The organism is Vibrio algivorus (assembly GCF_030161215.1).
Taxonomy (GTDB): domain Bacteria; phylum Pseudomonadota; class Gammaproteobacteria; order Enterobacterales; family Vibrionaceae; genus Vibrio; species Vibrio algivorus.
Genome location: NZ_BSPV01000010.1, coordinates 129,250 through 154,504 on the forward strand (window position 1 = coordinate 129,250; position 25,255 = coordinate 154,504).

At 40.9% G+C, this 25,255-nt stretch carries 23 protein-coding genes; 19 read left to right on the plus strand and 4 right to left on the minus strand.

Going from position 1 to position 25,255, the window contains the following annotated elements:
- Positions 1-144: 144 nt before the first annotated feature.
- The gene (gene fldB, locus QQJ93_RS15525; protein ID WP_089124919.1) at positions 145-663 is read right to left on the minus strand and encodes a flavodoxin FldB; all 519 of its coding nucleotides are present in this window, start codon (positions 661-663) and stop codon (positions 145-147) included.
- 145 nt (positions 664-808) lie between these two features.
- On the opposite strand from fldB, the gene xerD reads away from it, so the two are divergent.
- The 9 genes from xerD to QQJ93_RS15570 all read left to right on the plus strand — a co-directional run bounded on the left by xerD (position 809) and on the right by QQJ93_RS15570 (position 9,723).
- Positions 809-1,705, plus strand: coding sequence for a site-specific tyrosine recombinase XerD (xerD, locus tag QQJ93_RS15530; protein WP_089124822.1), 897 nt, complete (start codon positions 809-811; stop codon positions 1,703-1,705).
- A gap of 43 nt (positions 1,706-1,748) precedes the next feature.
- Positions 1,749-2,525 carry a bifunctional protein-disulfide isomerase/oxidoreductase DsbC gene (gene dsbC, locus QQJ93_RS15535; protein WP_089124821.1) on the plus strand — a complete coding sequence of 259 codons (777 nt, stop codon included), beginning with the start codon at positions 1,749-1,751 and terminating at the stop codon, positions 2,523-2,525.
- A 26-nt stretch (positions 2,526-2,551) separates the two neighbouring features.
- Entirely contained in the window at positions 2,552-2,860 is a 309-nt protein-coding gene (yqfB, locus tag QQJ93_RS15540; protein WP_089124918.1) for a N(4)-acetylcytidine aminohydrolase, read from the plus strand.
- A 26-nt stretch (positions 2,861-2,886) separates the two neighbouring features.
- Positions 2,887-4,656, plus strand: a complete 1,770-nt coding sequence (recJ, locus tag QQJ93_RS15545) for a single-stranded-DNA-specific exonuclease RecJ (protein WP_089124820.1) — start codon at positions 2,887-2,889, stop codon at positions 4,654-4,656.
- Positions 4,657-4,770: 114 nt separating this feature from the next.
- Positions 4,771-5,869 (plus strand): peptide chain release factor 2 gene (gene prfB / locus QQJ93_RS15550; protein WP_107922915.1). Its coding sequence is split into 2 segments (ribosomal slippage): positions 4,771-4,845 and positions 4,847-5,869, totalling 1,098 coding nucleotides; the frame shifts between segments, so codons are not numbered across the junction.
- A 73-nt stretch (positions 5,870-5,942) separates the two neighbouring features.
- Positions 5,943-7,466 (plus strand): lysine--tRNA ligase, encoded by a 1,524-nt coding sequence (gene lysS, locus QQJ93_RS15555; RefSeq protein ID WP_089124819.1) that lies wholly within the window; start codon positions 5,943-5,945, stop codon positions 7,464-7,466.
- 199 nt (positions 7,467-7,665) lie between these two features.
- Complete coding sequence (locus QQJ93_RS15560; RefSeq protein WP_089124818.1) at positions 7,666-9,000, plus strand: VpsR-related response regulator; 1,335 nt, start codon at positions 7,666-7,668, stop codon at positions 8,998-9,000.
- A 232-nt stretch (positions 9,001-9,232) separates the two neighbouring features.
- Entirely contained in the window at positions 9,233-9,364 is a 132-nt protein-coding gene (locus QQJ93_RS15565) for a hypothetical protein (protein ID WP_272158688.1), read from the plus strand.
- A gap of 104 nt (positions 9,365-9,468) precedes the next feature.
- Positions 9,469-9,723, plus strand: coding sequence for a DUF1127 domain-containing protein (locus QQJ93_RS15570; RefSeq protein WP_089124817.1), 255 nt, complete (start codon positions 9,469-9,471; stop codon positions 9,721-9,723).
- A 182-nt stretch (positions 9,724-9,905) separates the two neighbouring features.
- Here QQJ93_RS15570 and QQJ93_RS15575 read toward each other — a convergent pair whose 3' ends face one another.
- On the minus strand, positions 9,906-10,940 hold the full coding sequence (locus QQJ93_RS15575) for an NADP(H)-dependent aldo-keto reductase (protein ID WP_089124816.1): 1,035 nt from the start codon (positions 10,938-10,940) through the stop codon (positions 9,906-9,908).
- Positions 10,941-11,141: 201 nt separating this feature from the next.
- Between QQJ93_RS15575 and QQJ93_RS15580 the strand changes: the two genes are divergently transcribed.
- A complete protein-coding gene (locus QQJ93_RS15580) occupies positions 11,142-11,450 on the plus strand; it encodes a DUF6482 family protein (RefSeq protein ID WP_089124815.1) in 309 nt (102 codons plus the stop codon).
- A gap of 20 nt (positions 11,451-11,470) precedes the next feature.
- Here QQJ93_RS15580 and mutH read toward each other — a convergent pair whose 3' ends face one another.
- On the minus strand, positions 11,471-12,145 hold the full coding sequence (mutH, locus tag QQJ93_RS15585; RefSeq protein ID WP_089124814.1) for a DNA mismatch repair endonuclease MutH: 675 nt from the start codon (positions 12,143-12,145) through the stop codon (positions 11,471-11,473).
- Between the two features lie 607 nt (positions 12,146-12,752).
- Between mutH and rppH the strand changes: the two genes are divergently transcribed.
- From rppH to QQJ93_RS15615, 6 genes are all read left to right on the plus strand, one after another.
- Positions 12,753-13,268 carry an RNA pyrophosphohydrolase gene (gene rppH, locus QQJ93_RS15590; protein WP_089124813.1) on the plus strand — a complete coding sequence of 172 codons (516 nt, stop codon included), beginning with the start codon at positions 12,753-12,755 and terminating at the stop codon, positions 13,266-13,268.
- Between the two features lie 48 nt (positions 13,269-13,316).
- The gene (ptsP, locus tag QQJ93_RS15595; RefSeq protein WP_089124812.1) at positions 13,317-15,566 is read left to right on the plus strand and encodes a phosphoenolpyruvate--protein phosphotransferase; all 2,250 of its coding nucleotides are present in this window, start codon (positions 13,317-13,319) and stop codon (positions 15,564-15,566) included.
- A gap of 185 nt (positions 15,567-15,751) precedes the next feature.
- On the plus strand, positions 15,752-16,591 hold the full coding sequence (gene lgt / locus QQJ93_RS15600; RefSeq protein WP_089124811.1) for a prolipoprotein diacylglyceryl transferase: 840 nt from the start codon (positions 15,752-15,754) through the stop codon (positions 16,589-16,591).
- Between the two features lie 3 nt (positions 16,592-16,594).
- On the plus strand, positions 16,595-17,446 hold the full coding sequence (locus QQJ93_RS15605) for a thymidylate synthase (protein ID WP_089124810.1): 852 nt from the start codon (positions 16,595-16,597) through the stop codon (positions 17,444-17,446).
- 128 nt (positions 17,447-17,574) lie between these two features.
- Positions 17,575-18,471, plus strand: coding sequence for a transcriptional activator NhaR (nhaR, locus tag QQJ93_RS15610; protein ID WP_089124809.1), 897 nt, complete (start codon positions 17,575-17,577; stop codon positions 18,469-18,471).
- Between the two features lie 31 nt (positions 18,472-18,502).
- Positions 18,503-18,799, plus strand: coding sequence for an ArsR/SmtB family transcription factor (locus QQJ93_RS15615; protein WP_089124808.1), 297 nt, complete (start codon positions 18,503-18,505; stop codon positions 18,797-18,799).
- A 76-nt stretch (positions 18,800-18,875) separates the two neighbouring features.
- On the opposite strand, the gene rpsT is transcribed toward QQJ93_RS15615, so the two are convergent.
- Positions 18,876-19,136 (minus strand): 30S ribosomal protein S20, encoded by a 261-nt coding sequence (rpsT, locus tag QQJ93_RS15620; RefSeq protein ID WP_089124807.1) that lies wholly within the window; start codon positions 19,134-19,136, stop codon positions 18,876-18,878.
- Positions 19,137-19,694: 558 nt separating this feature from the next.
- Between rpsT and murJ the strand changes: the two genes are divergently transcribed.
- From murJ to ileS, 3 genes are all read left to right on the plus strand, one after another.
- The gene (gene murJ / locus QQJ93_RS15625) at positions 19,695-21,251 is read left to right on the plus strand and encodes a murein biosynthesis integral membrane protein MurJ (protein WP_089124806.1); all 1,557 of its coding nucleotides are present in this window, start codon (positions 19,695-19,697) and stop codon (positions 21,249-21,251) included.
- A 99-nt stretch (positions 21,252-21,350) separates the two neighbouring features.
- Entirely contained in the window at positions 21,351-22,334 is a 984-nt protein-coding gene (ribF, locus tag QQJ93_RS15630; protein ID WP_089124805.1) for a bifunctional riboflavin kinase/FAD synthetase, read from the plus strand.
- 60 nt (positions 22,335-22,394) lie between these two features.
- Positions 22,395-25,253, plus strand: a complete 2,859-nt coding sequence (gene ileS, locus QQJ93_RS15635) for an isoleucine--tRNA ligase (protein ID WP_089124804.1) — start codon at positions 22,395-22,397, stop codon at positions 25,251-25,253.
- Positions 25,254-25,255: the final 2 nt, after the last annotated feature.

Here is a 25,255-nt window from a genome sequence, read left to right on the forward strand (position 1 = left end):
TAAGAAAAGGCTTAGTGAGTTGAGTACACTAAGCCTTTTTTGTATTTGGAGGTTTTCGATAGTTGATGTTAGGGCGTGTTTAACGTTCAAGATTAAATTTTGTTTGAGACAAAAGATAATTAGTACGATTGGTATAAATATGCTCTATAAACTGTCGTGATACTCAACAAGGATTTGCTCGCACCACTGCTCGATACGCTCATCACTGAGTTCATACTGAGAGTCTTCATCAAGCGCTAAACCAACAAAATGTGTTTTATCTTCAGTAAGCGCTTTAGATTGTTCAAACTCATAGCCTTGGTTAGGCCAATAGCCTAAAAATTTAACTCCGGTTACTATCAGCTCGTCGTGCAGCATCCCCATCGCATCGAGAAACCATTCGCCATAGCCTTCTTGATCGCCGAGACCGAATAATGCCACGTACTTGCCGTTTAGAGATAGCCCATCGAGTTGCTGCCATACCGCGCTCCAATCTTCTTGTATCTCACCAAAATCCCAAGTGGAAATGCCTAAAATAAGAAAGTCATAATCTTGAAGTGTTGCGACTGGAGTATCTTTAATATTGTAGATATCGACCAGATCTTCGCCAATAATCGCGCGGATTTTTTCCGATGCCATTTCGGTATAACAGGTGCTTGAACCGTAGAATAATCCAATCTTCATAAGTATTTTTAAACGTTTGATGAATTTGTGGTTAATTCTAACGGTAATAAGCAGAGCTTTACATGCTTTCAGTAAAATTAGTGGCAATTATGAGTGAGCTACCGTAGTCTCAGTATGGGTATTAGGTATAAAGTGAGTATAGGTGATGCAGTCTGAGTTATCTCTGGTAGAACGTTTTCTTGATTCAATCTGGTTAGAGAAAGGCTTGTCAGAAAATACCTTGCAGTCTTATCGACATGATCTTGATAAGTTGGTGGGATGGCTAAGTAAACAATCAATGAGCTTGTTAACCGTGACAACTTATGACTTACAAGCCTACCAAGCTTGGTTATTGGAACAAAATTACAAACAAACCTCTCGAGCACGTATGTTGTCTGCTATACGTCGACTATTCCAATACTTTACTCGTGAAAAGCTGCGCAGCGATGATCCTAGTGCGTTATTAATTGCCCCTAAGTTGCCAAAACGCTTACCGAAAGATTTGTCAGAACAACAAATTGAAGCCTTACTTGATGCGCCAATCGTTGAAGATCCTTTAGAGTTACGTGATAAAGCTATGCTAGAGCTACTTTATGCGACAGGCTTACGTGTAACGGAACTGGTGAGTTTGACCATGGAAAATATGAGTCTTCGTCAAGGAGTCGTACGGGTGATGGGTAAAGGTGGTAAAGAGCGTCTAGTGCCTATGGGAGAAAATGCCATTGAATGGATTGAAACTTACTTAGAGCAAGGTCGTCCGGCATTACTTGGTGAGAAAAGCTCTGATGTGGTGTTTCCCAGTAAGCGGGCCCGCCAAATGACACGTCAAACTTTTTGGCATCGTATTAAATTCTATGCTCAACATGCAGGAATTGATTCTGAAGCACTCTCTCCACACGTATTACGCCATGCTTTTGCGACGCATTTGTTGAATCATGGCGCCGATTTGAGAGTAGTGCAAATGCTGCTTGGACATAGTGACTTATCGACCACACAAATTTATACTCATGTGGCAACGGAGAGATTAAAACAAATTCACCAACAACATCACCCGAGAGCGTAAGGGGTCGTTGTTTGATAACTTTTATCCACATTTTAGGTGTTCTATGCATTTTGCTTCTTTATTTGATTCAATTAACGTTAAGTCTGTTTGTGCTAAAGGAGCATTGGCTTTTTCCGCATTGATTTTTTCAGTATTGAGTTTACCCAGTTACGCTAGTACAGAAGGCAATCAAGCTGAAATCAGTGCGCGGTTTGTTAATCTTGGTATTAAAGTGACTGAGGTTGTGCCATCACCGATCGATGGTTTATATGAAGTGACAACGAATCAAGGCATTTTCTTCTCGAGTGCGACAGGTGACTTTTTTATTCAAGGCAAGATGTATAGCCTAGATAAACAAGGTAACTTCAGTGATTTGATGGCGAAAAAATACGCTAAGCAAGTTGAAAAGTTTGCTGATGACATGATCGTATACAAAGCTAAAGAGCAAAAATATGTGGTGACGGTATTTACCGATATTACTTGTGGTTACTGTGTAAAACTGCATAAAGAAATGCAAAAATATAACGATCTAGGTATTACGGTACGCTATATGGCTTATCCTCGCCAAGGACCGACCGGAGATGTCGCTCAGACGATGGCTAAAGTATGGTGTGCGGACGATCGTAAGCAAGCTTTAGATGATGTGAAGATCAATCGCCGATTTGATTTTGATAGTAAAAACTTACCTAAGTGCCAACAAATGATCACTGATCAATATGCTTTTGGCGCACAATTAGGCATTAGTGGTACGCCTGCCATTTTACTTTCTAATGGTCGAATAGTGGGAGGGTACTTACCAGCTAACGATTTACTCGAAGCATTAGAAGCCGAAGGTTTATAGTGGCTATATTAAACACTCCAACTGAAATGACATTTTTTGCTCGCTTTGAAGATGATATTCTAGCGGGCAAAAAGACCATTACGATTCGTGATGAAGCAGAAAGTCATTATGTTCCTGGTAGCATAGTGACAGTTTCGACCTTAGAGCAAGGGAGAGTATTCTGCCAACTGAAAATATTATCCGTCACGCCAGTGCATTTATCACAACTTAATGAGTTTCATGCCGAGCAAGAGAATATGAGCTTGCCGCAACTGAAAAGCGTTATTCAAGAGATTTACCCCGGTTTAGAACAATTATTTGTGATTGATTATCAGATTTATTCTTCAAATGTTTAAACCATCCTTAACCTATTAAGAGTATTATGACGACTATTTCTCGCCGACCTGATGTTGATCTTTCTATCCTACCTGAGTCGATTTCTCCCTTATTACGTCGCATTTATATTAATCGTCAGATCCAGAATGTTAGTCAATTAGAAAAGGGTGCTAAAGGGCTTCACTCTTATCAAGCTTTGCATGGTATTGAGCTTGCAGTGTCATTATTGTTTCAAGCGATTAAACAACAACAACGTATTATCGTGGTGGGGGATTTTGATGCTGATGGGGCGACGAGTTCGGCTTTGTCTGTACTGGCTATTCGTATGCTAGGCAGTAGTAATGTCGATTACCTAGTGCCCAACCGTTTTGAAGATGGTTATGGTTTGAGCCCTGAAGTCGTTGATCAAGCGATTGAGCGTGGTGCGCAAGTGATCATGACGGTGGATAATGGCGTATCTTCTATTGAAGGCGTGCGTTATGCCAAAGCGCAAGGTTTAATTGTGATCGTAACCGACCATCACTTACCTGGCCACGAATTGCCGAATGCCGATGCGATGGTTAACCCTAACCTGCAACAATGTTCTTTTCCTTCAAAAGCATTAGCAGGAGTAGGCGTGGCGTTTTACCTCATGTTGGCTCTACGTGCTGAAATGCGAACTCAACAGTGGTTTGTTCAACAAAATATCCCCGAGCCAAACTTAGCTGAATTATTAGATATTGTGGCATTAGGAACGGTAGCTGATGTGGTACCACTAGATGAAAATAACCGAATTTTAGTTCATCAAGGATTGCAACGGATCCGAGCAGGTAAAGCACGCCCGGGCATTCAGGCGTTAATCGAAGTGTCAAAACGCGATGCTAAACGTCTTGTGGCAGCTGATTTTGGTTTTGCTTTAGGGCCGAGGATTAATGCGGCTGGACGTCTTGAAGATATGTCGTTTGGGGTTGAGTTATTACTTAGTAATAATATTCATGCTGCTCGTCGTATGGCCAGTGAACTTGATGGCTTAAATCATATGCGTCGTGAAATTGAACAAGGCATGAAACAAGAAGCCATGGCATTTTGTGAGCGCCTACTGAACGCAAAAGGTGGCCTAGAGGATAAGTCTAGTCTGCCGTATGGCTTAACCTTGTTTCAAGCGGATTGGCATCAAGGGGTAATAGGGATTTTAGCATCACGGATTAAAGATGAATTTCATCGTCCAGTGATCGCATTTGCTGATGGTGGTGAGTTGCCGAATGGAGAGTCTTCTTTAAAAGGTTCATGTCGCTCGATTCCTGGTCTTCATATGCGAGATGTTTTAGATAAGATCGACACCCAACACCCTGGGATTATTGTGAAATTTGGTGGTCATGCGATGGCCGCGGGTTTAACGATCTACCAAAATAGATTCGAACAATTCTCTCGCTTGTTTGATTTAGCTGTACGTGAAGAGCTAGATGAATCAGCGTTAGAGGGGATAATTTTATCTGATGGAGAATTAAAACCAGAAGAGTTCTCGATGCATACAGCAGAAGAGTTACGTGCTGGTGGTCCTTGGGGACAAGCTTTTCCTGAACCTATTTTTGATGGCGAATTCAAATTGCTGCATCAAAAACTAGTAGGTGAAAAGCATTTAAAAATGATGTTAGAACCTCTGTTTAAAGGTCACCCAACAGGCATCATGATTGATGCAATTGCTTTTAACGTAGATTTACGTCGTTGGCCAGATGCGTCGGTGAAAACGGTTCATTTAGCTTATAAGCTCGATATTAATGAATTTCGCGGTAATCAATCATTGCAATTGATGGTTGACCATCTAGAAGCAAAATGAAACGAGTAAAATCCCTGTATATTCATTAGCAATTTAGGTAGAATTCTGCGCCTATCTATGCTTTGAAAATAGCATAGAAAGTGAATTTATTTCTCAACTAAGTGATAAGCCAACATGTTTGAAATCAATCCGATTAAAAACCGCCTTCAGGACGTTGCCGAGCGCACGAATGTTCTGAGGGGGTATCTTTGACTACGATGCTAAGAAAGAGCGTCTAGAAGAAGTTAATGCCGAACTTGAACAACCTGATGTCTGGAATGAACCTGAGCGCGCACAAGCGTTAGGTAAAGAACGTTCAGCATTAGAAGCAGTAGTTGAAACTATTGATCAACTGGATCAAGGTTGTGATGACGTTGAAGGGCTATTAGAGCTTGCGGTTGAAGAGCAAGATCAAGAAACCTTTGATGAGATCGAGCCTGAACTTGCCGAGCTTGAAGCGAAATTAGAAAAGCTTGAGTTCCGCCGTATGTTCTCTGGTGACCATGACGCATCTGATTGTTATATTGATTTACAGTCAGGCTCTGGCGGTACTGAAGCGCAAGACTGGACTTCGATGATGCTACGTATGTATTTACGTTGGGCGGAAGCTAAAGGATTCAAAACGGAAGTGATTGAAGTATCAGAAGGGGATGTTGCGGGTCTTAAAGGCGCGACAGTTCGCATTTCTGGTGAATATGCTTATGGCTGGCTACGTACCGAAACGGGTGTACATCGCTTAGTTCGTAAATCGCCATTTGATTCAGGTGGTCGCCGTCATACTTCATTTGCATCGGCATTTATCTATCCTGAGATTGATGACAACATCGAAATTGATATTAACCCATCAGATTTACGTATCGATGTATATCGTGCTTCTGGTGCAGGTGGTCAGCACGTAAACACCACCGAATCTGCGGTACGTATTACTCACGTACCAACTAATATTGTGGTTCAATGTCAAAACGATCGTTCTCAGCATAAAAACAAAGATCAAGCGATGAAGCAACTTCGTGCAAAATTGTTTGAGTTTGAATTGCAAAAGCAAAATGCTGAAAAACAAGCCAATGAAGATTCTAAATCCGACATCGGTTGGGGCAGTCAAATTCGCTCTTACGTATTAGATGATTCGCGTATTAAAGATCTACGTACTGGTGTAGAAAACCGCAATACTCAAGCAGTATTAGATGGCGATCTCGATAAGTTTATTGAAGCAAGCTTGAAGTCTGGCTTATAAGCACAGCTATCAACTATGCACACAGGATTCCTCTTCTTTAAGAAGACAACTAATTTATTTATAAGGGCACATGATGACTGAATCAAACAGCCAAAACCAAATCGATGTAGCAGAAGAAAATAAACTGATCGCTGAGCGTCGTTCTAAACTGGATCACATCCGTCAAACCTGTAAAGCGAACGGTCACCCAAATGATTTCCGTCGTGAGCATTTAGCCGCCGATCTTCAAGCTGAGTTTGGTGAAAAATCAAAAGAAGAGTTAGAAGAGTTAAATCATGTGGTGGCGATTGCAGGTCGTGTCATGGCAAAACGTGGTCCATTCTTAGTGATTCAAGAAACTTCAGGCCGTATTCAAGCGTACGCTGCGAAAGATGTGCAAAAAGAATTAAAAGAAAAATACCAAGGTTTGGATATTGGCGACATTGTCGGTGTTAAAGGTGCATTGCATAAATCAGGTAAAGGCGATCTTTACGTGAATATGGAATCATACGAGTTACTAACCAAAGCACTACGTCCGCTTCCAGAAAAATTCCACGGTCTAACCGATCAAGAAATGCGTTACCGTCAGCGTTACGTTGATCTGATTGTAAACGAAGATTCACGTACCGCTTTCATTATTCGCTCTAAGCTTGTCATGGCGATCCGTAACTTCATGGCGAAAAAAGGCTTCCTAGAAGTTGAAACGCCAATGATGCATGTGATCCCTGGTGGTGCGACAGCGCGTCCATTTATTACTCACCACAATGCATTAGATATTGATATGTATCTACGTGTTGCTCCTGAGCTTTATTTGAAGCGTTTGGTTGTCGGTGGTTTTGATCGTGTATTCGAAGTGAACCGTAACTTCCGTAACGAAGGCCTATCACCTCGTCATAATCCAGAATTTACTATGATGGAATTCTACATGGCGTATGCTGATTACAACGATCTAATGGATCTTACAGAAGAGATGCTAAGTACCGTTGCAGTTGAAGTTCTTGGTGATACGTCAATGCCTTATGGTGAAGAGCGTGTAGAATTTGGCGGAAAATATGCACGTATGAGCATGATCGATGCGATTAAGCAATACAATCCAGATCATGCCGATATTGCTAACCTAAACGAAGAAACGGTAAAAGATCGTGACTTTATGGTTAAGATTGCGAAATCAGTACACGTTGAAGTGGAAAGCTTCTGGACTTGTGGTCAACTGCTTGAAGAGATTTTTGGTGAAACCGCTGAACCTCAACTAATTCAACCTACTTTTATCACTGGCTACCCAGCAGATATTTCACCACTGGCACGTCGCAGTGATTCAAATCCGTTCTTTACCGATCGTTTTGAATTCTTTATCGGTGGCCGTGAAGTGGCGAATGGTTTCTCTGAGCTAAATGATGCAGAAGACCAAGATGCACGCTTTAAAGCACAGGTTGATGCTAAAGACGCGGGTGATGATGAAGCGATGTTCTACGATGCTGACTACATTACGGCACTGGAACATGGCCTACCACCAACAGCGGGTCAAGGTATCGGTATTGACCGTTTAGCTATGTTATTTACCAATACTCATACGATTCGTGACGTGATTTTATTCCCAGCGATGCGTCCACAGCAATAATAGGCATTCTTAATTGCATTAAAACCCACCATTTTATTGGTGGGTTTTTTTTACCTGAAATTCGCAAAATACATCCCAAGCGTCTATTTTTATTAAATAAACTGTTCGTCTCAAAAATAAGAAACCCTTTCATAGCTTTAATAATATTGTCCTGTGTATGATGCCTTAACTGGTTAATAAATAATCGAAAGGATACGATATGGAAAAGTATTTCCGAATGGATTCGGTACCTGGTTCACTTTTGGTGATTGGAGGGCGACTCGATACTTGGTATGAAAAGGTAGCACTCGCAGGTTGGAAAGTGGAACGTTGTGGGGATTTAAGACTTGGTCAAAGTATGATCGATCAAATTGGTCCGTGTATTGGGCTGATTGATCTGACCAATGACGATTTCAGTTTAAGTGCGATAGCCTACCTAGTCACTAATAATAAACATGTTCGTTGGATGGCTTACATCAAAGAGCATCAACTTAATCAAGATCCTATTTGCCAGTTCATTGTTAACTTCTGTATCGATTTCTTCACTTCACCTATGCCAGAAAAACTATTACTGAGCAGTATTGGCCATCAGCTAGGAATGCTGAAAATAGAGAAGAAGGTATGGCCAGAAAATATTCTGGATAACCAAGATCTCTTAGTTGGTGACTCTTTACCGACCAAACGTTTACGTGAGCAGATCAAACGTATTGCCAATACTGATGCCAATATTATTATTGCGGGCGAAAGAGGGGTTGGGAAACGGCTAGTGGCAAAATCAATCCATGATGCATCATCACGTAGTAAAGCTCCTTTTGTTGTTGTGAATTGTAGTGCTTTATCGGAAAAACGTTTTGAAAGAGAAGTGTTTGGGTTTGAAAGAGCAAGCCAACCACCAGGCTTTCAAACGAAACTTGAAGAGGCAGACCAAGGGACCTTGCTGCTAAAAGACATTACTGCATTACCGAAAAGCCAACAAAATCATTTATTACACTTTATTAATCATCCAGTGATTTCGACTGATAACGGTGAAAAAACGTTAGATATTCGAATTATGGTTTCAACCTATAATGATTTTGAGCAAAAAGTACAAGAATCGGAGTTTTCTGATGAGCTCTTTTATCTATTAAAAATTCTCAAAGTGCATGTTACCCCCCTGAAAGAACGATGTGGTGATATTGCGAGTATTGTGAATTATTATATTCAGCAATTTAGCCGAGAATATAACACTCAAGCGCGCAGCCTTTCTTCTCAAGCACTCAAAGTTTTGACGCAATATCATTGGCCAGGCAATGTTAGAGAGTTGCTTAATCAAGTTAAACGAGCCGTATTGGTTTCTGATGGAATCGTGATTGAATTAGAGCATTTTGATTTACCATCTCAAAGCCAAAAAACACGCACCTTAAAAATGATAAGAGAAGATTCTGAAAAAGAGGCACTAGTGAAAGTATTAGAGGCTCATGATGGGCAAGTATCGCTCGCAGCGAAAGAGCTGAAGATATCGCGAGCAACCATGTATCGATTGCTTGGTAAACATAAACTGGTTTCAGAAGTGTGAAATGAGAACGGTCAAGGATGCATTGGAACCATCAATAATATGGTAATAGATTAGCGCTGATTGATTTTTGAGCGATAATTAACTGATTTTTAGGTTGTGTCTAGGTTAATTGGTTGTTTTTATTTTGTTGCGCAAATAAGGGTTGAACAAATTTCTTAGCTGGTTAAAATTTAATCGTGAATTGAATTTCACTTTATATATCAAATGGATTAATTAGTTATTTAGGAGGCACATGATGAAACATTTATATTCTGACATTTTTGTATGTGCCCGACTAAACGCGACTCATTTAGCTTATGCTTTTCATTCCCTTCGAGTAATGTCGATGGGTTCAAGCATGTTATCTGATAAACGAATTAACTAATTATTCCGTAACCTTTTGGCTGCGGAAAGTAAGCAGCCATTAGGATCATTTTGCTTATTCCCTTCTGCGCTGCTGTTTTCCCCATTCATTATTTGGAGAAAATTATGCGTCATTCTATTTATATTCAACTTGCAACATTGCTAATTAAAGCGGATTTAAAACGTGAACAAAATGCTTGGGTTCGTAAAATTCGTCGCTCTCAATACCAACTACCTCTGCATAGTGATCACTTACTACGAGATATAGGCTTAGATACTACAGGTCGACCTCTTGGTGAATCATTACCAGTTGTGGTTAATAGAGCTGAGCGCCGTGTTATTTTAATACGGCGAATATTTAGGACTCGACTGAGTACATAACCGAATGCTGGTGGTTATAGATCGCCAGCGTACAGAAAAGGGAAGTGATCACTCACTTCCCATTATACCCAAGTGACTTCAAGATGCAGAATTCAGAGCTATCATCCTTGCCTAAAGCTTGTTTTATTCTTGCTGAAACTCACATCTTGAAGTTACTTGGGTATATATTTTGAAAGTATGAGTTATGGACAAGGATTAGGGTATTGCACACCTATTGAATAAAGATCTTGCAGTAGCTCTTCAGATAACTGGGTATCGATACTATCAATGTTAGCTTTTAGCTGTTCCATTGTGGTTGCTCCGATAATATTCGACGCAACAAATGGACGTTGATTAACAAATGCTAATGCCATTTGTACAGGGTCAATACCGTGCTTTTTAGCAATATCAATGTAGGCTTGTGTTGCGGCCTCACCTTGTGGCGTAAAGTAACGAACAAAGCGTTCAAATAAACTACAACGAGCTCCATCTGGTCGAGAGCCATTGAGATATTTCCCGCTTAATACCCCAAATGCTAATGGCGAATAAGCCAATAATTCTACACCTTCATGATGGCTAATTTCTGATAGACCAATTTCAAAGCTACGGTTGAGTAGGTTGTATGGATTTTGAATCGATATAATCCTTGGTAAATCATGTTTTTCTGCTAAACGTAGTAGCGTCATTACTCCCCATGGGGTTTCATTGGATACACCGATATAACGAGTTTTACCCGCTTTCACCAATTCAGCTAATGCCTCTAATGTTTCGATAAGAGTGACTTCTTGCTGTTCATCTAAATGAGGGTAGTTGAGTTGTCCAAAGCGGTTGTTATTACGTTGAGGCCAATGTATTTGGTACAAGTCAACATAGTCGGTTTTGAGGCGTTGTAAGCTACTATCCATTGCAAGGTGAATATTACGACGATCGAGACTCATATTTTCACGAATATGAGACATACGGCCAGGACCAGCTACTTTGGTCGCCAAAATGACTTTTTCGCGTTTACCTGATTTTTCTAACCAATTACCAATATACTCCTCAGTGGATCCTTGGGTATTAGGTTTGGGGGGAACAGGGTACATCTCTGCGGTATCGATGAGGTTTATTCCTCGTTCGATCGAATAATCTAATTGTTCGTAAGCTTCTTTTTGAGAGTTTTGTTCACCATAGGTCATTGTACCTAAAGCAATTTTACTGACTTCTAAATTAGAGTGCGGGATTTTGTGATATTTCATTGCACATCCTTGGCTGATCGTTGAAAAATCATATAAAAGGTTTACTCAATATATAGCAAAAAAGCTTGAGTAGTAAGTCAGTTAGCTAAGGTTCATTTTTTGTCCTAGACTAAAAATGTAGCCAAGTAATTTATACTTTGAAGCCACTAGGGGATTTGAACGTACATCATTGATTGTGTGAGTGTGTGGTTGGAGGTAAAGATGAGAAAACAGCAATTGGATCATTGGTTGCAAGCAAGTAAAAAAGAGGAGTGTGAACCTCCTAAAGTATTTGTGGTGAGTTGCGCTGATCTTTCTCATTATTCACTTGCTGTTGAATATAAACATCGACTTGAGCCGATAATGGATAAAGATCAGCTAGCCTACTTTAACTCTTTAGAGTCGGTAAAAGATGAGCTTAAAAAATTAGGTTTATCTAGTGCTTACTTGAGATTGCACAATGCTTATGATGAGTTTGGCGCAGAGGGGCTTGATCTTTTTCAGGATATTGAATTACACCTTGCTTCTTAATTGATAAGTATGAAAGATGCTTATGACGATCTTTGTAAGTGATTTAACAGAATATTTGCTGTGAATTGTTTACGTAAATAAAAGCCTCTTGGTAAGGTCTTGATAGGTTGTCCATTGGCACTATAGGCCTCTGTAACCACTTTGCTATTTGCAGCTTTAGGGCGTAATTGCATGACTTCTCCATGCTTAGCTGTAATTTGTTCTATTTTTCCTAGCACGATAAATTCCATCAACTCTTCCCAATCTTGTTTGAGTTGATACTCTTCTTCTTCGTTTGGCGACCATAAGATCGGACGTCCAACTCGGCGTTCAGCAAGAGGGATCTCTCGTTCCCCTTCAACTGGGATCCACAATACTTTTGCGAGTTTGTGCTTAACATGGCTATTTTGCCAGGTTAGTCCATTTACTCCGGTTAAAGGCGCAACAGACACAAATGTGGTTTCCAAAGGTTGGCCATTAAAGCCAATCGGAATCGTTTTTAATTCAATGCCTAAATGCTCAAAATCTGGTTGAGCTTTGCTGCCAGATTCAGCACCTAAATGCCATTCAAGTAGTTGTCCTACCCAACCTTTTTCTCGTTTGAGGTTTTCAGGAACGGTAATGCCTGCTTTATGCGCTAAAGAAGCAAAAGAACAAGCGACGATCTTTTCGGCTCGCTGCATCAATTCTTGTTCTGTCTTAGGTGGTAAGGGCATGGCAAATGATCTGATTAAAAAACAAGATCTCTATAGTACATGATTTTTTATGAGGATCTTATTTGTATCGTTCTTATTATATTGTTAAGTAAACTTATCCACAGCTTTTGTTCTGAATGGTAAAAATAAAGGTGATGGTGATCACTTTATTCACATAAGTAGCAATAAAAGAACATGTCTGAGTCCTTTTTAAGCGCTTTTGTATGATCTGATGTGGATAGTATAAATCATGGTGGATCTTTGACCGATCTGTGTTTATAAAAGATCCTAAAGATCCTTTAGTTGTCCTTAATTGCTTTTACTGTTTTTATCATATTGTTTTTAAATTGTTTTATTTGTTTTTGGTATAAAAGATCAACACTTGTATTTGAGTGTTAAACAAGCCATTTAATTGTTTTATCGTTTTCTTCACACATTTATTCACAGAAATAGTGAATAAATGTCACAGTAACTCAAGTATTGTGTTGATAACTTATGATTTGGGTTCTGTTTATTAAAAAGTGGGTGTTAAGTAATAAAAAACACGATATTGTGCACTTGAAATTTGCCCCTTTTGTGGATATGTGAAAAAATCACTGGTAACAGAGATTTATATTAGAGGTTAGCCGTGATAGATGGCGATGGTTACCGCTTAAATGTGGGAATTGTAATATGTAACAACCATGGTCAGGTATTCTGGGCAAAACGATACGGGCAGCATTCTTGGCAATTTCCACAAGGTGGGATTGATGACGGTGAGACGCCGGAACAAGCACTATTTCGTGAATTGTATGAAGAAGTTGGGCTAACAAAGAAAGATGTGAAGATCATTGGGGTCAGTCGTCATTGGTTAAAATATAAATTACCAAAACGTCTGGTGAGATGGGATTCCAAGCCTGTGTGTATTGGCCAAAAACAGAAATGGTTTTTACTGCGGTTAGAGTGTGATGAATCAAACATCAATATGAATCGTGGACGAACCCCTGAATTTGATGGTTGGCGTTGGGTGAGTTTTTGGTACCCAGTCAGACAAGTGGTTTCTTTTAAAAGGGATGTATATCGACGAGCAATGAAAGAGTTTGCTTCGATTGCGATGCCTTTTCGAGAGCCTAAAATTAAAGGTAAGAGAAAAGTGCGTCGATAATCCTTATCCGGTTAGTCGCTAGGTAAGGGATCATAAAGGTGGATGTGAATGCTTATTCAACTAAGGGACATCGTTGAACAAGTATCTAAAGCAGACGATCTTCGTCACGCATTAGATATTTTGGTAAAGGATACTTGTAAAGCGATGCAAACAGAATGTTGCACCGTTTATTTAGCCAATAACGAGCAAAATCGTTTGGAGCTAATGGCCACTCAAGGGCTGAAGTTTTCTGGTCAAACTATTCACATTCCTTTTGAAGAAGGTTTAGTCGGGTTGGTTCGTCGTAGTGCCGAACCTCTTAACCTTGCTTATGCACAAAAACATCCCAATTTTAAATACTTCCCTGAGCTTGGGGAAAATGTTTACCAATCTTTTTTAGGCACCCCGATTATTCATCGCCGCCAGATTCTGGGCGTATTGGTCATTCAGCAACGATCGCCAAGATCATTCAGTGAAGTAGAAGAATCCTTCCTTGTGACACTAGCTGCTCAGTTGGCGGTGATTCTTGCTCATTCTCAAGCCCAAGGTCAGTGGCAACTCAATGAAAATCAAGTTCACTCTTATAAAGGTATCGCGGCTTCGTCGGGCATTGCGATTGGTCAAATTTGGTGGGATGACACTCATCCAGATCTTTCCCAAATCGCACCGGCTTCTTGTTTAGATATTAGCCAAGAGCAAGAATGGTTGGCACTTGCGATTGAAAGTGCGATTGCAGATTTTCGCCGGATGCGTAAGCGTTTTGATAGTGAATTAAATAAAGATACTTTAGCGATTTTTGAGCTATTTGTTCACTTATTGCATGATCCTATGCTGCGTGCTGATCTGAATAAACAAATTGAGCAAGGCGATCGAGCGGATTGGGCTTTAAGGCAAGTTGTTGAGCTTTATGCTGAGCGCTTTGCCAGCATGAGTGACTCTTATTTGCGAGAGCGAGCCAACGATATTAAAGAGCTTGGACAGCGGTTATTGTATTTCTTACACAATAGTGAAGTTCGTGCTCCTAGTTTTAAAAACCCGGTCATTTTAGTCGTTAGAGAGCTGACTGCCTCAATATTAGCCGCTATTCCTAAGGATAAGCTGCTTGCTGTTATCTCATTGGAAGGTGCCGCCAATTCACATGCGGCGATTTTATCTCGTGCGCTTGGTATTCCGGCCATCATGGGGGCGCAACTTAAACCAGAATCGGTATCGGGTAAGTTCGGTATTGTAGATGGTTACAGTGGCGACATCTTTGTTGAACCTGCTGCCCAACTGCTTGCTGAATATCAATCGTTAGCCAATGAAGAAGAAGAACTGTCTGATCTTGTTGCTCAGGAATTATCGCAACCAGCAGCTACCCAAGATGGCAAGCGAGTTGAGCTTATGCTCAATGCAGGTCTTAGTGCCGATACCAATATTGCGGTTAACCAAGGCGTTGATGGGGTTGGGCTGTACCGTACTGAAATTTCTTTTTTATTGCATAATCGCTTTCCTTCCGAAGAAGAACAAACCCAACAATACCGCACTATTTTAGCTACTTATCCCGATAAACGTGTGGTAATGCGAACCTTAGATATCGGTGGTGATAAAGCGCTACCTTACTTTCCAATTGAAGAAGACAACCCTTTCCTTGGGTGGCGTGGCATCCGCTTTACCTTAGATCATCCTGACATCTTTTTAATTCAATTACGCTCTATGTTAAAAGCAAGTACAGGACTAGGTAATTTAAATATTATGCTGCCTATGATTTCGGGATGCCAAGAGATAGATGAATCGCTGGTCTTGATAGAACGTGCTTATCAAGAAGTGTCGCAGTTGGATCCTAATATTCAGCGACCACAAATCGGTATTATGCTCGAAGTGCCTTCTATGTTGTATTTATTACCGTTAGTGGCGCATAAAGTGGACTTTGTATCAGTTGGTACCAATGATTTAACTCAATATTTACTGGCGGTTGATCGAAATAATTCTCGGGTATCGGATGTATACGAACACGTCCATCCTTCGGTCGTGATGGCGCTCAAACATATTTATGATATGTGCCAACAATATAAACTTCCGGTGTGTATTTGTGGTGAGTTAGCAGGGGATCCAGTTGGAGCCTTGTTGCTTATTGGTATGGGGTATCGTTCGTTGAGTATGAATACCTCCAATGTTGCTCGAATTAAATATATTCTACGTAAATCTGACTCTATAGAATTACAGCAATTAGTTAATACTGCGATGCTACAAGCCTATGGTACTGATATCTATAACCTGGTGTTTCAATACCTAGAGCAGAAAGGTTTAGCTGGGTTCATACGTGCAGGTAAGAAATAATAGTTTTTTACACAATTTCTAACCAGCTAATTAATTTGGTTGGTAGTACTGCATCTGTTAAGCGATTACTTTATTATACTCGTCAATAAATTATCTTTTTATGGTTGATGGCACTAAAGACGTTAACCTTGGTCAGATAGTATCTACCTTCTATTATTTTTTAACTTTAAAGCAGAGAGACTTTTATGAGTCAGGGATTTTTAGTCTTCCCACAGATTGATCCAATCATTTTCTCTATCGGACCAATTGGGGTGCGTTGGTATGGATTGATGTATTTACTAGGGTTCGCTTTTGCAATGTATGTTGCTAACAAGCGAGCTGATAAGCCAGGAAGTGGTTGGACGCGTGAGCAAGTTTCTGATCTACTATTTGCTGGTTTTCTTGGGGTAGTACTTGGTGGTCGTATTGGCTATGTGCTGTTTTATGGTTTTGACTACTGGATGGAAGATCCATTATATCTCTTTAAAGTCTGGACGGGGGGGATGTCATTCCACGGTGGTCTACTAGGTGTGATTACTGCCATGCTATGGTATGCACGTAAAAACCAACGAACTTTCTTTGGTGTGGCAGACTTCATTGCTCCGCTAGTTCCGTTTGGTTTAGGTGCTGGCCGTATTGGTAACTTTATTAATGGGGAATTATGGGGCCGGGTGACTGACGTGCCATGGGCGATGATTTTCCCAACCGGTGGCCCATATCCACGCCATCCATCCCAACTGTATGAGTTCTTACTTGAAGGTGTCGTGCTCTTCTTTATTCTTAATTGGTTTATCCGTAAGCCTAGACCTGCTGGTGCTGTATCGGGGCTATTCTTGATGGGATATGGAGTCTTCCGCTTTTCGGTGGAGTTTGTTCGTCAGCCTGATGCACAACTTGGCTTATTTGATAACTTTATCTCTATGGGACAAATTTTATCGGCCCCTATGATTATTATCGGAGCTTTGATTATGGTTTGGTCTTATAAAACTCAGCAGCCAACTACCTATCCAAATGAAAAAGCCACTAAACCAGCCAAAGGGAAGTAAGTTGTGAAACAGTATTTAGAACTTTGCCAGCGTATTATTGATGAAGGCCAATGGGTTGAAAATGAACGTACCGGTAAACGCTGCCTGACGATTATTAATGCCGATCTAACCTATGATGTTGGCAACAATCAATTCCCTTTAGTGACCACACGTAAGAGCTTTTGGAAGTCTGCCGTTGCTGAGTTGTTAGGTTATATTCGTGGCTATGATAATGCAGAAGATTTCCGTAAGTTGGGCACCAAAACATGGGATGCTAATGCCAACTTAAATCAGGCTTGGCTCGATAATCCTTACCGTAAAGGTGAAGATGATATGGGGCGAGTTTATGGCGTTCAAGGAAGAAGCTGGGCAAAACCGGATGGCGGACATATCGACCAATTACGTAAAATTGTCGATGATTTAACCCGTGGTGTTGATGATCGTGGTGAAATTTTAAATTTTTATAACCCAGGTGAGTTTCATATGGGGTGTTTGCGTCCATGCATGTACAGCCATCATTTTTCTCTACTTGGTGATACGCTATATTTAAACAGCACTCAGCGTTCATGTGATGTGCCGCTAGGCCTTAATTTTAATATGGTTCAAGTGTATGTGTTCTTAGCTATTATGGCGCAAATTACCGGAAAAAAAGCTGGCGTTGCTTATCATAAGATCGTTAATGGTCATATTTATGAAGACCAACTCGCACCAATGCGTGATATCCAATTGAAGCGCACGCCATTTGAAGCGCCTAAATTCCATATCAATCCTAAGATTAAAACGTTAGAAGATTTGGAAACTTGGGTAACGTTGGATGATTTTGAAGTGACAGATTATCAATGTCATGATGCGATTAAATATCCTTTCTCCGTTTAAATCGCGTTAAATACATTAATCATAAATTTAAGCCCTTATTTAGTATTGTATGACTAAATAAGGGCTTTTTAATAGCTCGGAAAAAACATATTATAAAAGTCTAATTTATGGTTTTTTCGAGGCAATAAATGTCACATTTGAATTATAACCATCTGTATTACTTTTGGATGGTATGTAAACAAGGGTCGGTGGCAAAAGCCGCAGAAGCTTTGTTCTTAACGCCTCAAACGGTGACCGGACAAATTAAAGCGTTTGAAGAGCGTATGAATGGCAAGTTGATGAAGCGCAGTGGCCGCAGTGTTGAGCCTACCGAGCTTGGTCAATTGGTATTTAAGTATGCCGATAAAATGTTTGGCCTTAGCTATGAAATGCTGGATATCGTTAATTACTCTCAGCAAGAAAATGTATTGTTTGATGTTGGGGTAGCGGATGCGTTATCAAAAAGGCTTGTCAGCAAAATTCTGTTAAATACAGTACCTGAAGATGACAGCATTCACTTACGCTGTTTTGAGTCCACTCATGAATTGCTATTAGAGCAACTTTCTCAACATAAGTTAGATATGATTCTATCAGACTGTCCGGTCGATTCGAGTCAAAGTCCAGGGTTGTATAGTAAGAAGCTAGGGGAATGCAAAATGAGCTTTTATTCTTCTCTGCCGATTGAGGAACATGATTTTCCAGCAGCATTGTCTCAAAGAAAATTGCTGATTCCTGGAAGAAGAACATCAATGGGGCGTAATGTCATGCATTGGTTTGAAAGATTGGGGATTACGCCTAATATCTTAGGGGAGTTTGATGATTCTGCATTAATGAAAGCCTTTGCTCGTTATCATACTGATGCCATTTTTCTTGCGCCTAACTTATACTTGTCAGAAGTCGAAGATGAATTTCCTTTGCATTTGATTGCAGAGGTCGAAGATTTGAAAGAAGAATATTATGTTATTTTTGCAGAAAGGATGATCCAGCACCCCTCTGTAAAGAATGTATGTGATGCGGATTTTAGTGGGTTATTTCAACCTTTGTGAGCATTCCCCTTATCAATAGTGAGGCAGTTAGATGGATTTGAAAGATATGGAAAGCAATCTTTCTCAAGCTGTGGTTCTTCTGAAAGCCATGGCCAATGAAAATCGATTACAGATATTATGTATTTTGCATCAAAATGAATTATCAGTTGGGCAGTTGTGTGAAAAGTTACCTTTAAGCCAATCAGCATTATCTCAGCATTTGGCGTGGTTACGCCGAGATGGACTTGTCATTACTCGTAAAGAGTCACAAACGGTGTATTACTCGTTGCAAAGTGATGAAGTAAAAGCCTTGATTAACCAGTTGCATCATTTGTATTGCGATAAGTAATTTCTTCGAAAAATAAAATTTAGATATAAAAAAACCGACCCTAAGGTCGGTTTTTAGCAATTAAACAACTTTAAAATTAAAGTGCTTTGATCGCTGCAGCAAAACGAGACTTGTGACGAGCAGCTTTATTCTTATGAATAAGGCCCTTAGTCGCCATGCGGTCTAGTAATGGTGTAACTTCAACTAGTGCAGCAGTTGCAGCTTCTTTATCGCCAGCTTCAATAGCAGCGATAGTTTTTTTCATGTAAGTGCGCATCATAGAACGACGGCTAGCGTTGTGCTGGCGACGTTTCTCAGCTTGGATAGCGCGCTTCTTAGCAGATTTACTGTTTGCCAAGGGTCTAACTCCCAAAAAACTTTAGTTCGGTGACAATTTAAGGGCGAGGACTATGCCTTTTTCCAAAAAAAATGTCAACAGATTTGTGCAAGAACCAATCTTTACCAAACAAAATTTTGGTGAAGTATGGCTATCGCGGTTAAGATGGCGTGGATTCTATCAGCATTTGAATACCAATGCTATACCCAAGTAACTTCAGGGTGTAAGTTTCAGCAAGAATAAAACAAGCTTTAGGTAAGACAAATTGAATATGATCATAGTGATTCTATCTCTGTTCAATTTAACGCAACATAAAGCTTGTTTTAACTTGCCCTTCGGGAGCTTCATCCAAATCTTTATGCTGCGTCAGATTGATTTGAAAGATACCTACATTCCTTCGCCAATCTTCCTTGCCTAAAGGTCTGGATGATAGCTCTGAATTCTGCATCTTGGAGTCGCTTGGGTATATATTATCTCATTACAAAGTCACTCATTGATGGCAAATTTATGCTCAACTAGAGATAAATTGGCCGCTGAGGGCTTATTGTCGTTTATGACTATTTTTTTATCGAGGCACACGTGAGTCGAAAACTATTACGATCAGGGCTAATCGTTAGCGCCATGACATTTGTTTCTAGGGTATTGGGGCTGGTACGTGATGTTGTAGTGGCAAATTTAATGGGGGCAGGTGCGGCTGCCGATGTATTCTTTTTTGCCAATCGAATTCCTAACTTCCTACGTCGTTTATTTGCTGAAGGTGCATTCTCTCAAGCCTTTGTTCCTGTATTAACGGAATATCATGCCTCTGGCGATATGGATAAGACTCGTCAGTTAATCGCTAAAGTTTCAGGAACTCTTGGCGTTTTAGTCACCATAGTTACTTTACTTGGGGTGCTGGGTTCTGGTGTGGTTACTGCCATTTTTGGTGCCGGTTGGTTTATGGATTGGTTGCATGATGGCCCGAAAGCTGAGAAGTTTGTTTTGGCAAGTTTCTTGTTGAAGATAACTTTTCCTTACCTGTGGTTTGTGACGTTTGTTGCTTTATCTGGGGCGATTTTAAATACCTTAGGTAAATTTGCTGTTTCATCGTTTACCCCGGTGTTTTTAAACATCATGATGATTTTAGCCGCCTTATATATTTCGCCGAATCTAGAGCAGCCAGAAGTGGGGCTTGCTATTGGGGTATTTCTGGGTGGCTTAGCTCAGTTCTTGTTTCAAATTCCATTTTTATTAAAGCAAAAAGTGATCGTTCGTCCGCAGTGGGGATGGAATGACCCGGGTGTAAAAAAGATTCGTACATTGATGATCCCTGCACTATTTGGGGTCTCTGTTAGCCAGATTAATTTATTGTTTGATTCTGCGGTTGCCAGTTTTCTTGCAACCGGTTCAATCAGTTATCTTTATTATTCGGACCGTTTATTAGAATTCCCGTTAGGTTTGTTTGGGATAGCCATTGCAACAGTGATTTTACCTGCATTGTCACGTAAGCATGTTGATGCAGAAAGCGATGGGTTCTCCAAGACAATGGATTGGGGGGTTCGCATGGTGTTATTACTTGGTGTGCCTGCAATGTGTGGTTTGATCGTGCTGGCTAAGCCCATGTTAATGGTGCTGTTTATGCGCGGCGAATTTTCATCAACAGATGTTCAGAATGCTTCTTTGTCTTTGTTTGCTTATGCCACGGGCTTACTGAACTTCATGTTAATTAAAGTATTAGCACCAGGTTACTACTCAAGACAAGATACAAAAACCCCGGTTCGTTACGGCATAATTGCCATGTTAACGAATATTGTATTCAATGCCATTTTTGCTTACTTCTTTGGTTATGTAGGCTTGGCGCTAGCAACTTCTCTTTCTGCTTTAGTTAATATGGGGCTACTATATCGTGGTTTACATATTGCCAACGTATATCGATTATCAAAAGAAACCATTGTTTTTGCAGTGAAAATTTCTCTGGCAGGGGGCTTGATGGTTGCAGTGATTAATTGGCAAATGGCTGACTTTGCTACTTGGTTAACTTGGTCGATTTCTCAACGAACCATGTGGTTAGGAGGTTTGATTGGTTTAGGTGCGGCGGTTTATCTGGTTTCTGCCACGTTATTTGGTGTCCGCTTGAAACATCTGAAAGCCGATTAATTGGCAATAACAAGGGTGCGTGACGCTCGCATATTAAGGGCATTACGTATATAATTCGCCGGTTTAACGCGAAGCAAAAATTTGGTAAATAGAAACCGTATGGAATTGATTCGAGGCATTCACAATATTAAGGCACATCATTCAGGGTGTGTTCTCAGCATTGGTAATTTTGATGGGGTCCATTTAGGACATCAAAAAGTATTAAAGCAACTTTGTGAACAAGCTGAGACTCTAGGGTTGCCTTCGGTTGTGATGACGTTTGAGCCTCAGCCAATGGAGTTTTTTGCTAAGCAAGCTGCGCCTGCAAGGCTAACTCGACTACGTGATAAGTTTGCCCAACTATCTAAATGTAAAATTGACCGCTTATTATGTGTTAATTTTAATCAAAAGTTTGCCAATTTAAGCCCTGAAGATTTTATTAGTGAATTGCTAATTAAGAAACTTGGGGTTAAGTTTTTAGTGGTTGGTGATGACTTTTGTTTTGGGAAAAATCGCCAGGGTAGTTTTTCTGACTTACAAAAAGCAGCGGATAAATATGGCTTTCAAGTCGTCAATACACAAAGCTTTTGCATGCCAGCACGAATTGCCCAACAAACTGACTCTGCAGTTCGAGTGAGTAGTACCGCGATTCGCCAAGCATTAGCGAGTGATGATTTGGCGTCTGCTAAGACTATGCTAGGCCGTGATTACAGTATTAATGGCCGCGTATCGCATGGCCGTAAGTTAGGTCGAACCATTGGCTTTCCAACCGCGAATATTCCATTAAAACGTAATGTGTCGCCAGTTTCTGGTGTTTTTGTGGTGAAAGTGGTCGGTGCCGATGGCAATGCTGTGCTTGGTGGCGTTGCTAATGTCGGTAACAGGCCGACGGTCAATGGTATACGCCAACAACTTGAAGTACATTTATTCGACTTCAAACAGAATTTATATGGCAAGCAATTAGAAGTTGTGTTGCTACATAAAATTCGAGATGAACAAAAATTTGATTCATTCGAATTGCTAAAACAGCAAATAGAATTAGATGCGCAAGTAGCAAGGGTGTGGTTACTTGAACACAATATGTTTTCAGAGACGCTCGATTAATTGAGTATCACTGCGAATTTTTTAATTAATGTCGCCCAAATGTAACGGAATTAAGAATCGATGACTGACTATAAAGATACTCTGAATCTACCTGAAACAGGGTTTCCAATGCGCGGAAATCTGGCCAATCGTGAGCCAGAAATGCTTAAGCGTTGGTACAAAGAAGATCTTTACAGCGCAATCCGTGCTGCAAAGAAAGGTAAAAAATCCTTCGTATTACACGATGGCCCTCCTTATGCCAACGGTGATATTCATATTGGTCACGCTCTAAACAAGATTCTTAAAGATATTATTATTAAGTCAAAGACCTTATCTGGCTTTGATGCGCCGTACGTTCCAGGTTGGGACTGCCACGGTCTACCGATTGAATTGATGGTAGAGAAGAAAAAAGGCAAACCTGGTCAAAAAATCTCTGCGGCTGAATTCCGTGAAGAATGTCGTAAATACGCGGCTGGTCAAGTTGAAGGCCAAAAAGAAAGCTTTAAGCGTTTAGGTATCATGGGCGAGTGGGATAAACCTTACCGCACTATGGATTTTGATACTGAAGCGAACATTATCCGTGCACTCGGTAAGATTGCCGATCAAGGTCACTTATTAAAAGGTTTTAAACCGGTTCACTGGTGTACTGATTGTGGTTCAGCGTTGGCAGAAGCGGAAGTGGAATACAAAGATAAAGTGTCCCCTTCAATTGACGTACGCTTTAAAGCTGCAGATGAAGCGGCAGTCGTGGCTAAGTTTGATTGCAAAGACGGTCATCAAGGCCAAGGTGATGTGTCTATCGTTATTTGGACAACGACTCCTTGGACTCTACCGGCGAACCGCGCAGTTTGTTTACGTGACGATCTTGAGTACGTATTGATTCAAGTTGAAGCTCATGGCGACCAACCTGCTGAGCGTATCATTGTTGCTTCTGAACTGGCGAAATCAGTGATGGATCGTGCTGGAATTGAGCACTTCCACAACCTAGGTTTTGCAACCGGTAAAGATTTAGAGCTGGCTCGTTTTAATCACCCATTCTACGATTTTGACGTGCCTGCTATTTTAGGCGATCACGTGACAACTGATTCAGGTACGGGTGTGGTTCACACGGCTCCTGGCCACGGTCAAGAAGACTTCGTGGTTGGTAAACACTACGATCTAGAAGTCGCTAACCCAGTCGGTTCAAACGGTGTTTACTTACCAGATACTGAGCTATTTGCAGGTCAACATGTATTTAAAGCCAACGATTCTGTACTTGAAGTATTGAAAGAAAAAGGCGCTTTACTGCATCATCACGCTTATGAGCACAGCTACCCACACTGCTGGCGTCACAAGACTCCGATCATCTTCCGTGCAACCCCACAATGGTTTGTATCGATGGATCAAGCGGGTCTACGTGCGAAAGCGTTAAGCGAAATTAAAAATGTTCAGTGGATGCCTGAATGGGGTCAAAGTCGTATTGAAGGCATGATCGAAGGTCGCCCTGAATGGTGTATCTCTCGTCAACGTACTTGGGGCGTGCCAATTGCTTTATTTGTACATAAAGAAACCGCTGAACTGCACCCTAATACGCCTGAATTGATTGAAAAAGTTGCCAAATTAGTGGAAAAAAAAGGCATTCAAGCTTGGTGGGATGTTGAAATCGCCGACCTTATGGGCGAAGCGGATGCGGCGAATTACGAAAAAGTTCTTGATACTCTAGACGTATGGTTCGACTCTGGCGCTACTCACTTTGCGGTGGTAGATAGCCGTGAGGAATTCAATGGCAACAGCGCTGATCTTTACCTAGAAGGTTCGGATCAACACCGCGGTTGGTTCCAATCATCGTTGATTACCTCTGTTGCGATCAAAGATAAAGCACCATACAAACAAGTATTAACTCACGGTTTCGTGGTGGATGGTAATGGCCGTAAGATGTCGAAATCTATCGGTAATGTGGTTGCGCCAAAAGATGTTACTAACAAGCTTGGCGCTGACATCCTGCGCCTATGGGTGGCTTCAACCGATTACACTGGTGAAGTTGCGGTTTCTGATGAAATCCTAAAGCGCAGCGCAGATGCGTACCGACGAATTCGTAACACGGCACGTTTCTTCCTAGCAAACTTAAATGGTTTCAACCCAGCAACCGATATGGTGGCACCGGAAGATATGGTGGCACTAGATCGTTGGGCGGTAGCTCGTGCACAAGCAGCGCAAACCGAAATCGTTAAAGCGTATGAAGAATACAACACCCACGGCGTTACTCAGCGCTTAATGCAGTTCTGTTCAATTGAAATGGGCTCATTTTACCTTGATGTAATTAAAGACCGTCAGTACACAGCAAAACGTGGTGGTCATGCACAACGTAGCTGTCAAACTGCGCTTTACTACATCGTAGAAGCATTGGTTCGTTGGATGGCTCCTATCATGTCATTTACTGCCGATGAAATCTGGAATGAAATGCCAGCTAAACTGCCAAACGGTGAGGCTCGTGATAAGTTCGTGTTTACTGGTGAATGGTTCGATGGTCTGTTTGGTCTAGTAGAAGGTGAAGAACTAAACAACGAATTCTGGACTCAAATCCAAACGGTTCGTGCTTCAATTAACAAATTGTTAGAAGCGGCTCGTAACGACAAAACGATTGGTGGTTCACTACAAGCGGAAGTGACTCTGTTCGCAGAGGATGCGTTAGCCGCAACCATCAATAAACTTGAAGATGAATTGCGCTTCGTACTATTAACTTCTAAAGCACAAGTGAAACCACTTAGCGAGAAAACGGACTCAGCCAAAGAAACCGACGTTGAAGGTTTATTTGTAGAAGTTGCGGCTTCAGAAGCTGAGAAGTGTGATCGTTGTTGGCACCATGTGGCCGATGTTGGCACTATTGCTGGTCATGAAACCGTATGTGGTCGTTGTGTGACTAACGTTGATGGTGACGGCGAAGTTCGTAAATTCGCATAACT

Coding starts and splice junctions, on each gene's coding strand:
- yqfB (WP_089124918.1), top strand. CDS start 2,552: ATGACATTTTTTGCTCGCTTTGAAGATGATATTCTAGCGGGCAAAAAG.
- QQJ93_RS15615 (WP_089124808.1), top strand. CDS start 18,503: ATGGATTTGAAAGATATGGAAAGCAATCTTTCTCAAGCTGTGGTTCTT.
- xerD (WP_089124822.1), top strand. CDS start 809: ATGCAGTCTGAGTTATCTCTGGTAGAACGTTTTCTTGATTCAATCTGG.
- ptsP (WP_089124812.1), top strand. CDS start 13,317: ATGCTTATTCAACTAAGGGACATCGTTGAACAAGTATCTAAAGCAGAC.
- ribF (WP_089124805.1), top strand. CDS start 21,351: ATGGAATTGATTCGAGGCATTCACAATATTAAGGCACATCATTCAGGG.
- mutH (WP_089124814.1), bottom strand. CDS start 12,145: ATGCCCTTACCACCTAAGACAGAACAAGAATTGATGCAGCGAGCCGAA.
- QQJ93_RS15570 (WP_089124817.1), top strand. CDS start 9,469: ATGCGTCATTCTATTTATATTCAACTTGCAACATTGCTAATTAAAGCG.
- ileS (WP_089124804.1), top strand. CDS start 22,395: ATGACTGACTATAAAGATACTCTGAATCTACCTGAAACAGGGTTTCCA.
- QQJ93_RS15560 (WP_089124818.1), top strand. CDS start 7,666: ATGGAAAAGTATTTCCGAATGGATTCGGTACCTGGTTCACTTTTGGTG.
- dsbC (WP_089124821.1), top strand. CDS start 1,749: ATGCATTTTGCTTCTTTATTTGATTCAATTAACGTTAAGTCTGTTTGT.
- recJ (WP_089124820.1), top strand. CDS start 2,887: ATGACGACTATTTCTCGCCGACCTGATGTTGATCTTTCTATCCTACCT.
- lgt (WP_089124811.1), top strand. CDS start 15,752: ATGAGTCAGGGATTTTTAGTCTTCCCACAGATTGATCCAATCATTTTC.
- QQJ93_RS15575 (WP_089124816.1), bottom strand. CDS start 10,940: ATGAAATATCACAAAATCCCGCACTCTAATTTAGAAGTCAGTAAAATT.
- lysS (WP_089124819.1), top strand. CDS start 5,943: ATGACTGAATCAAACAGCCAAAACCAAATCGATGTAGCAGAAGAAAAT.
- QQJ93_RS15580 (WP_089124815.1), top strand. CDS start 11,142: ATGAGAAAACAGCAATTGGATCATTGGTTGCAAGCAAGTAAAAAAGAG.
- nhaR (WP_089124809.1), top strand. CDS start 17,575: ATGTCACATTTGAATTATAACCATCTGTATTACTTTTGGATGGTATGT.
- QQJ93_RS15565 (WP_272158688.1), top strand. CDS start 9,233: ATGATGAAACATTTATATTCTGACATTTTTGTATGTGCCCGACTAAAC.
- fldB (WP_089124919.1), bottom strand. CDS start 663: ATGAAGATTGGATTATTCTACGGTTCAAGCACCTGTTATACCGAAATG.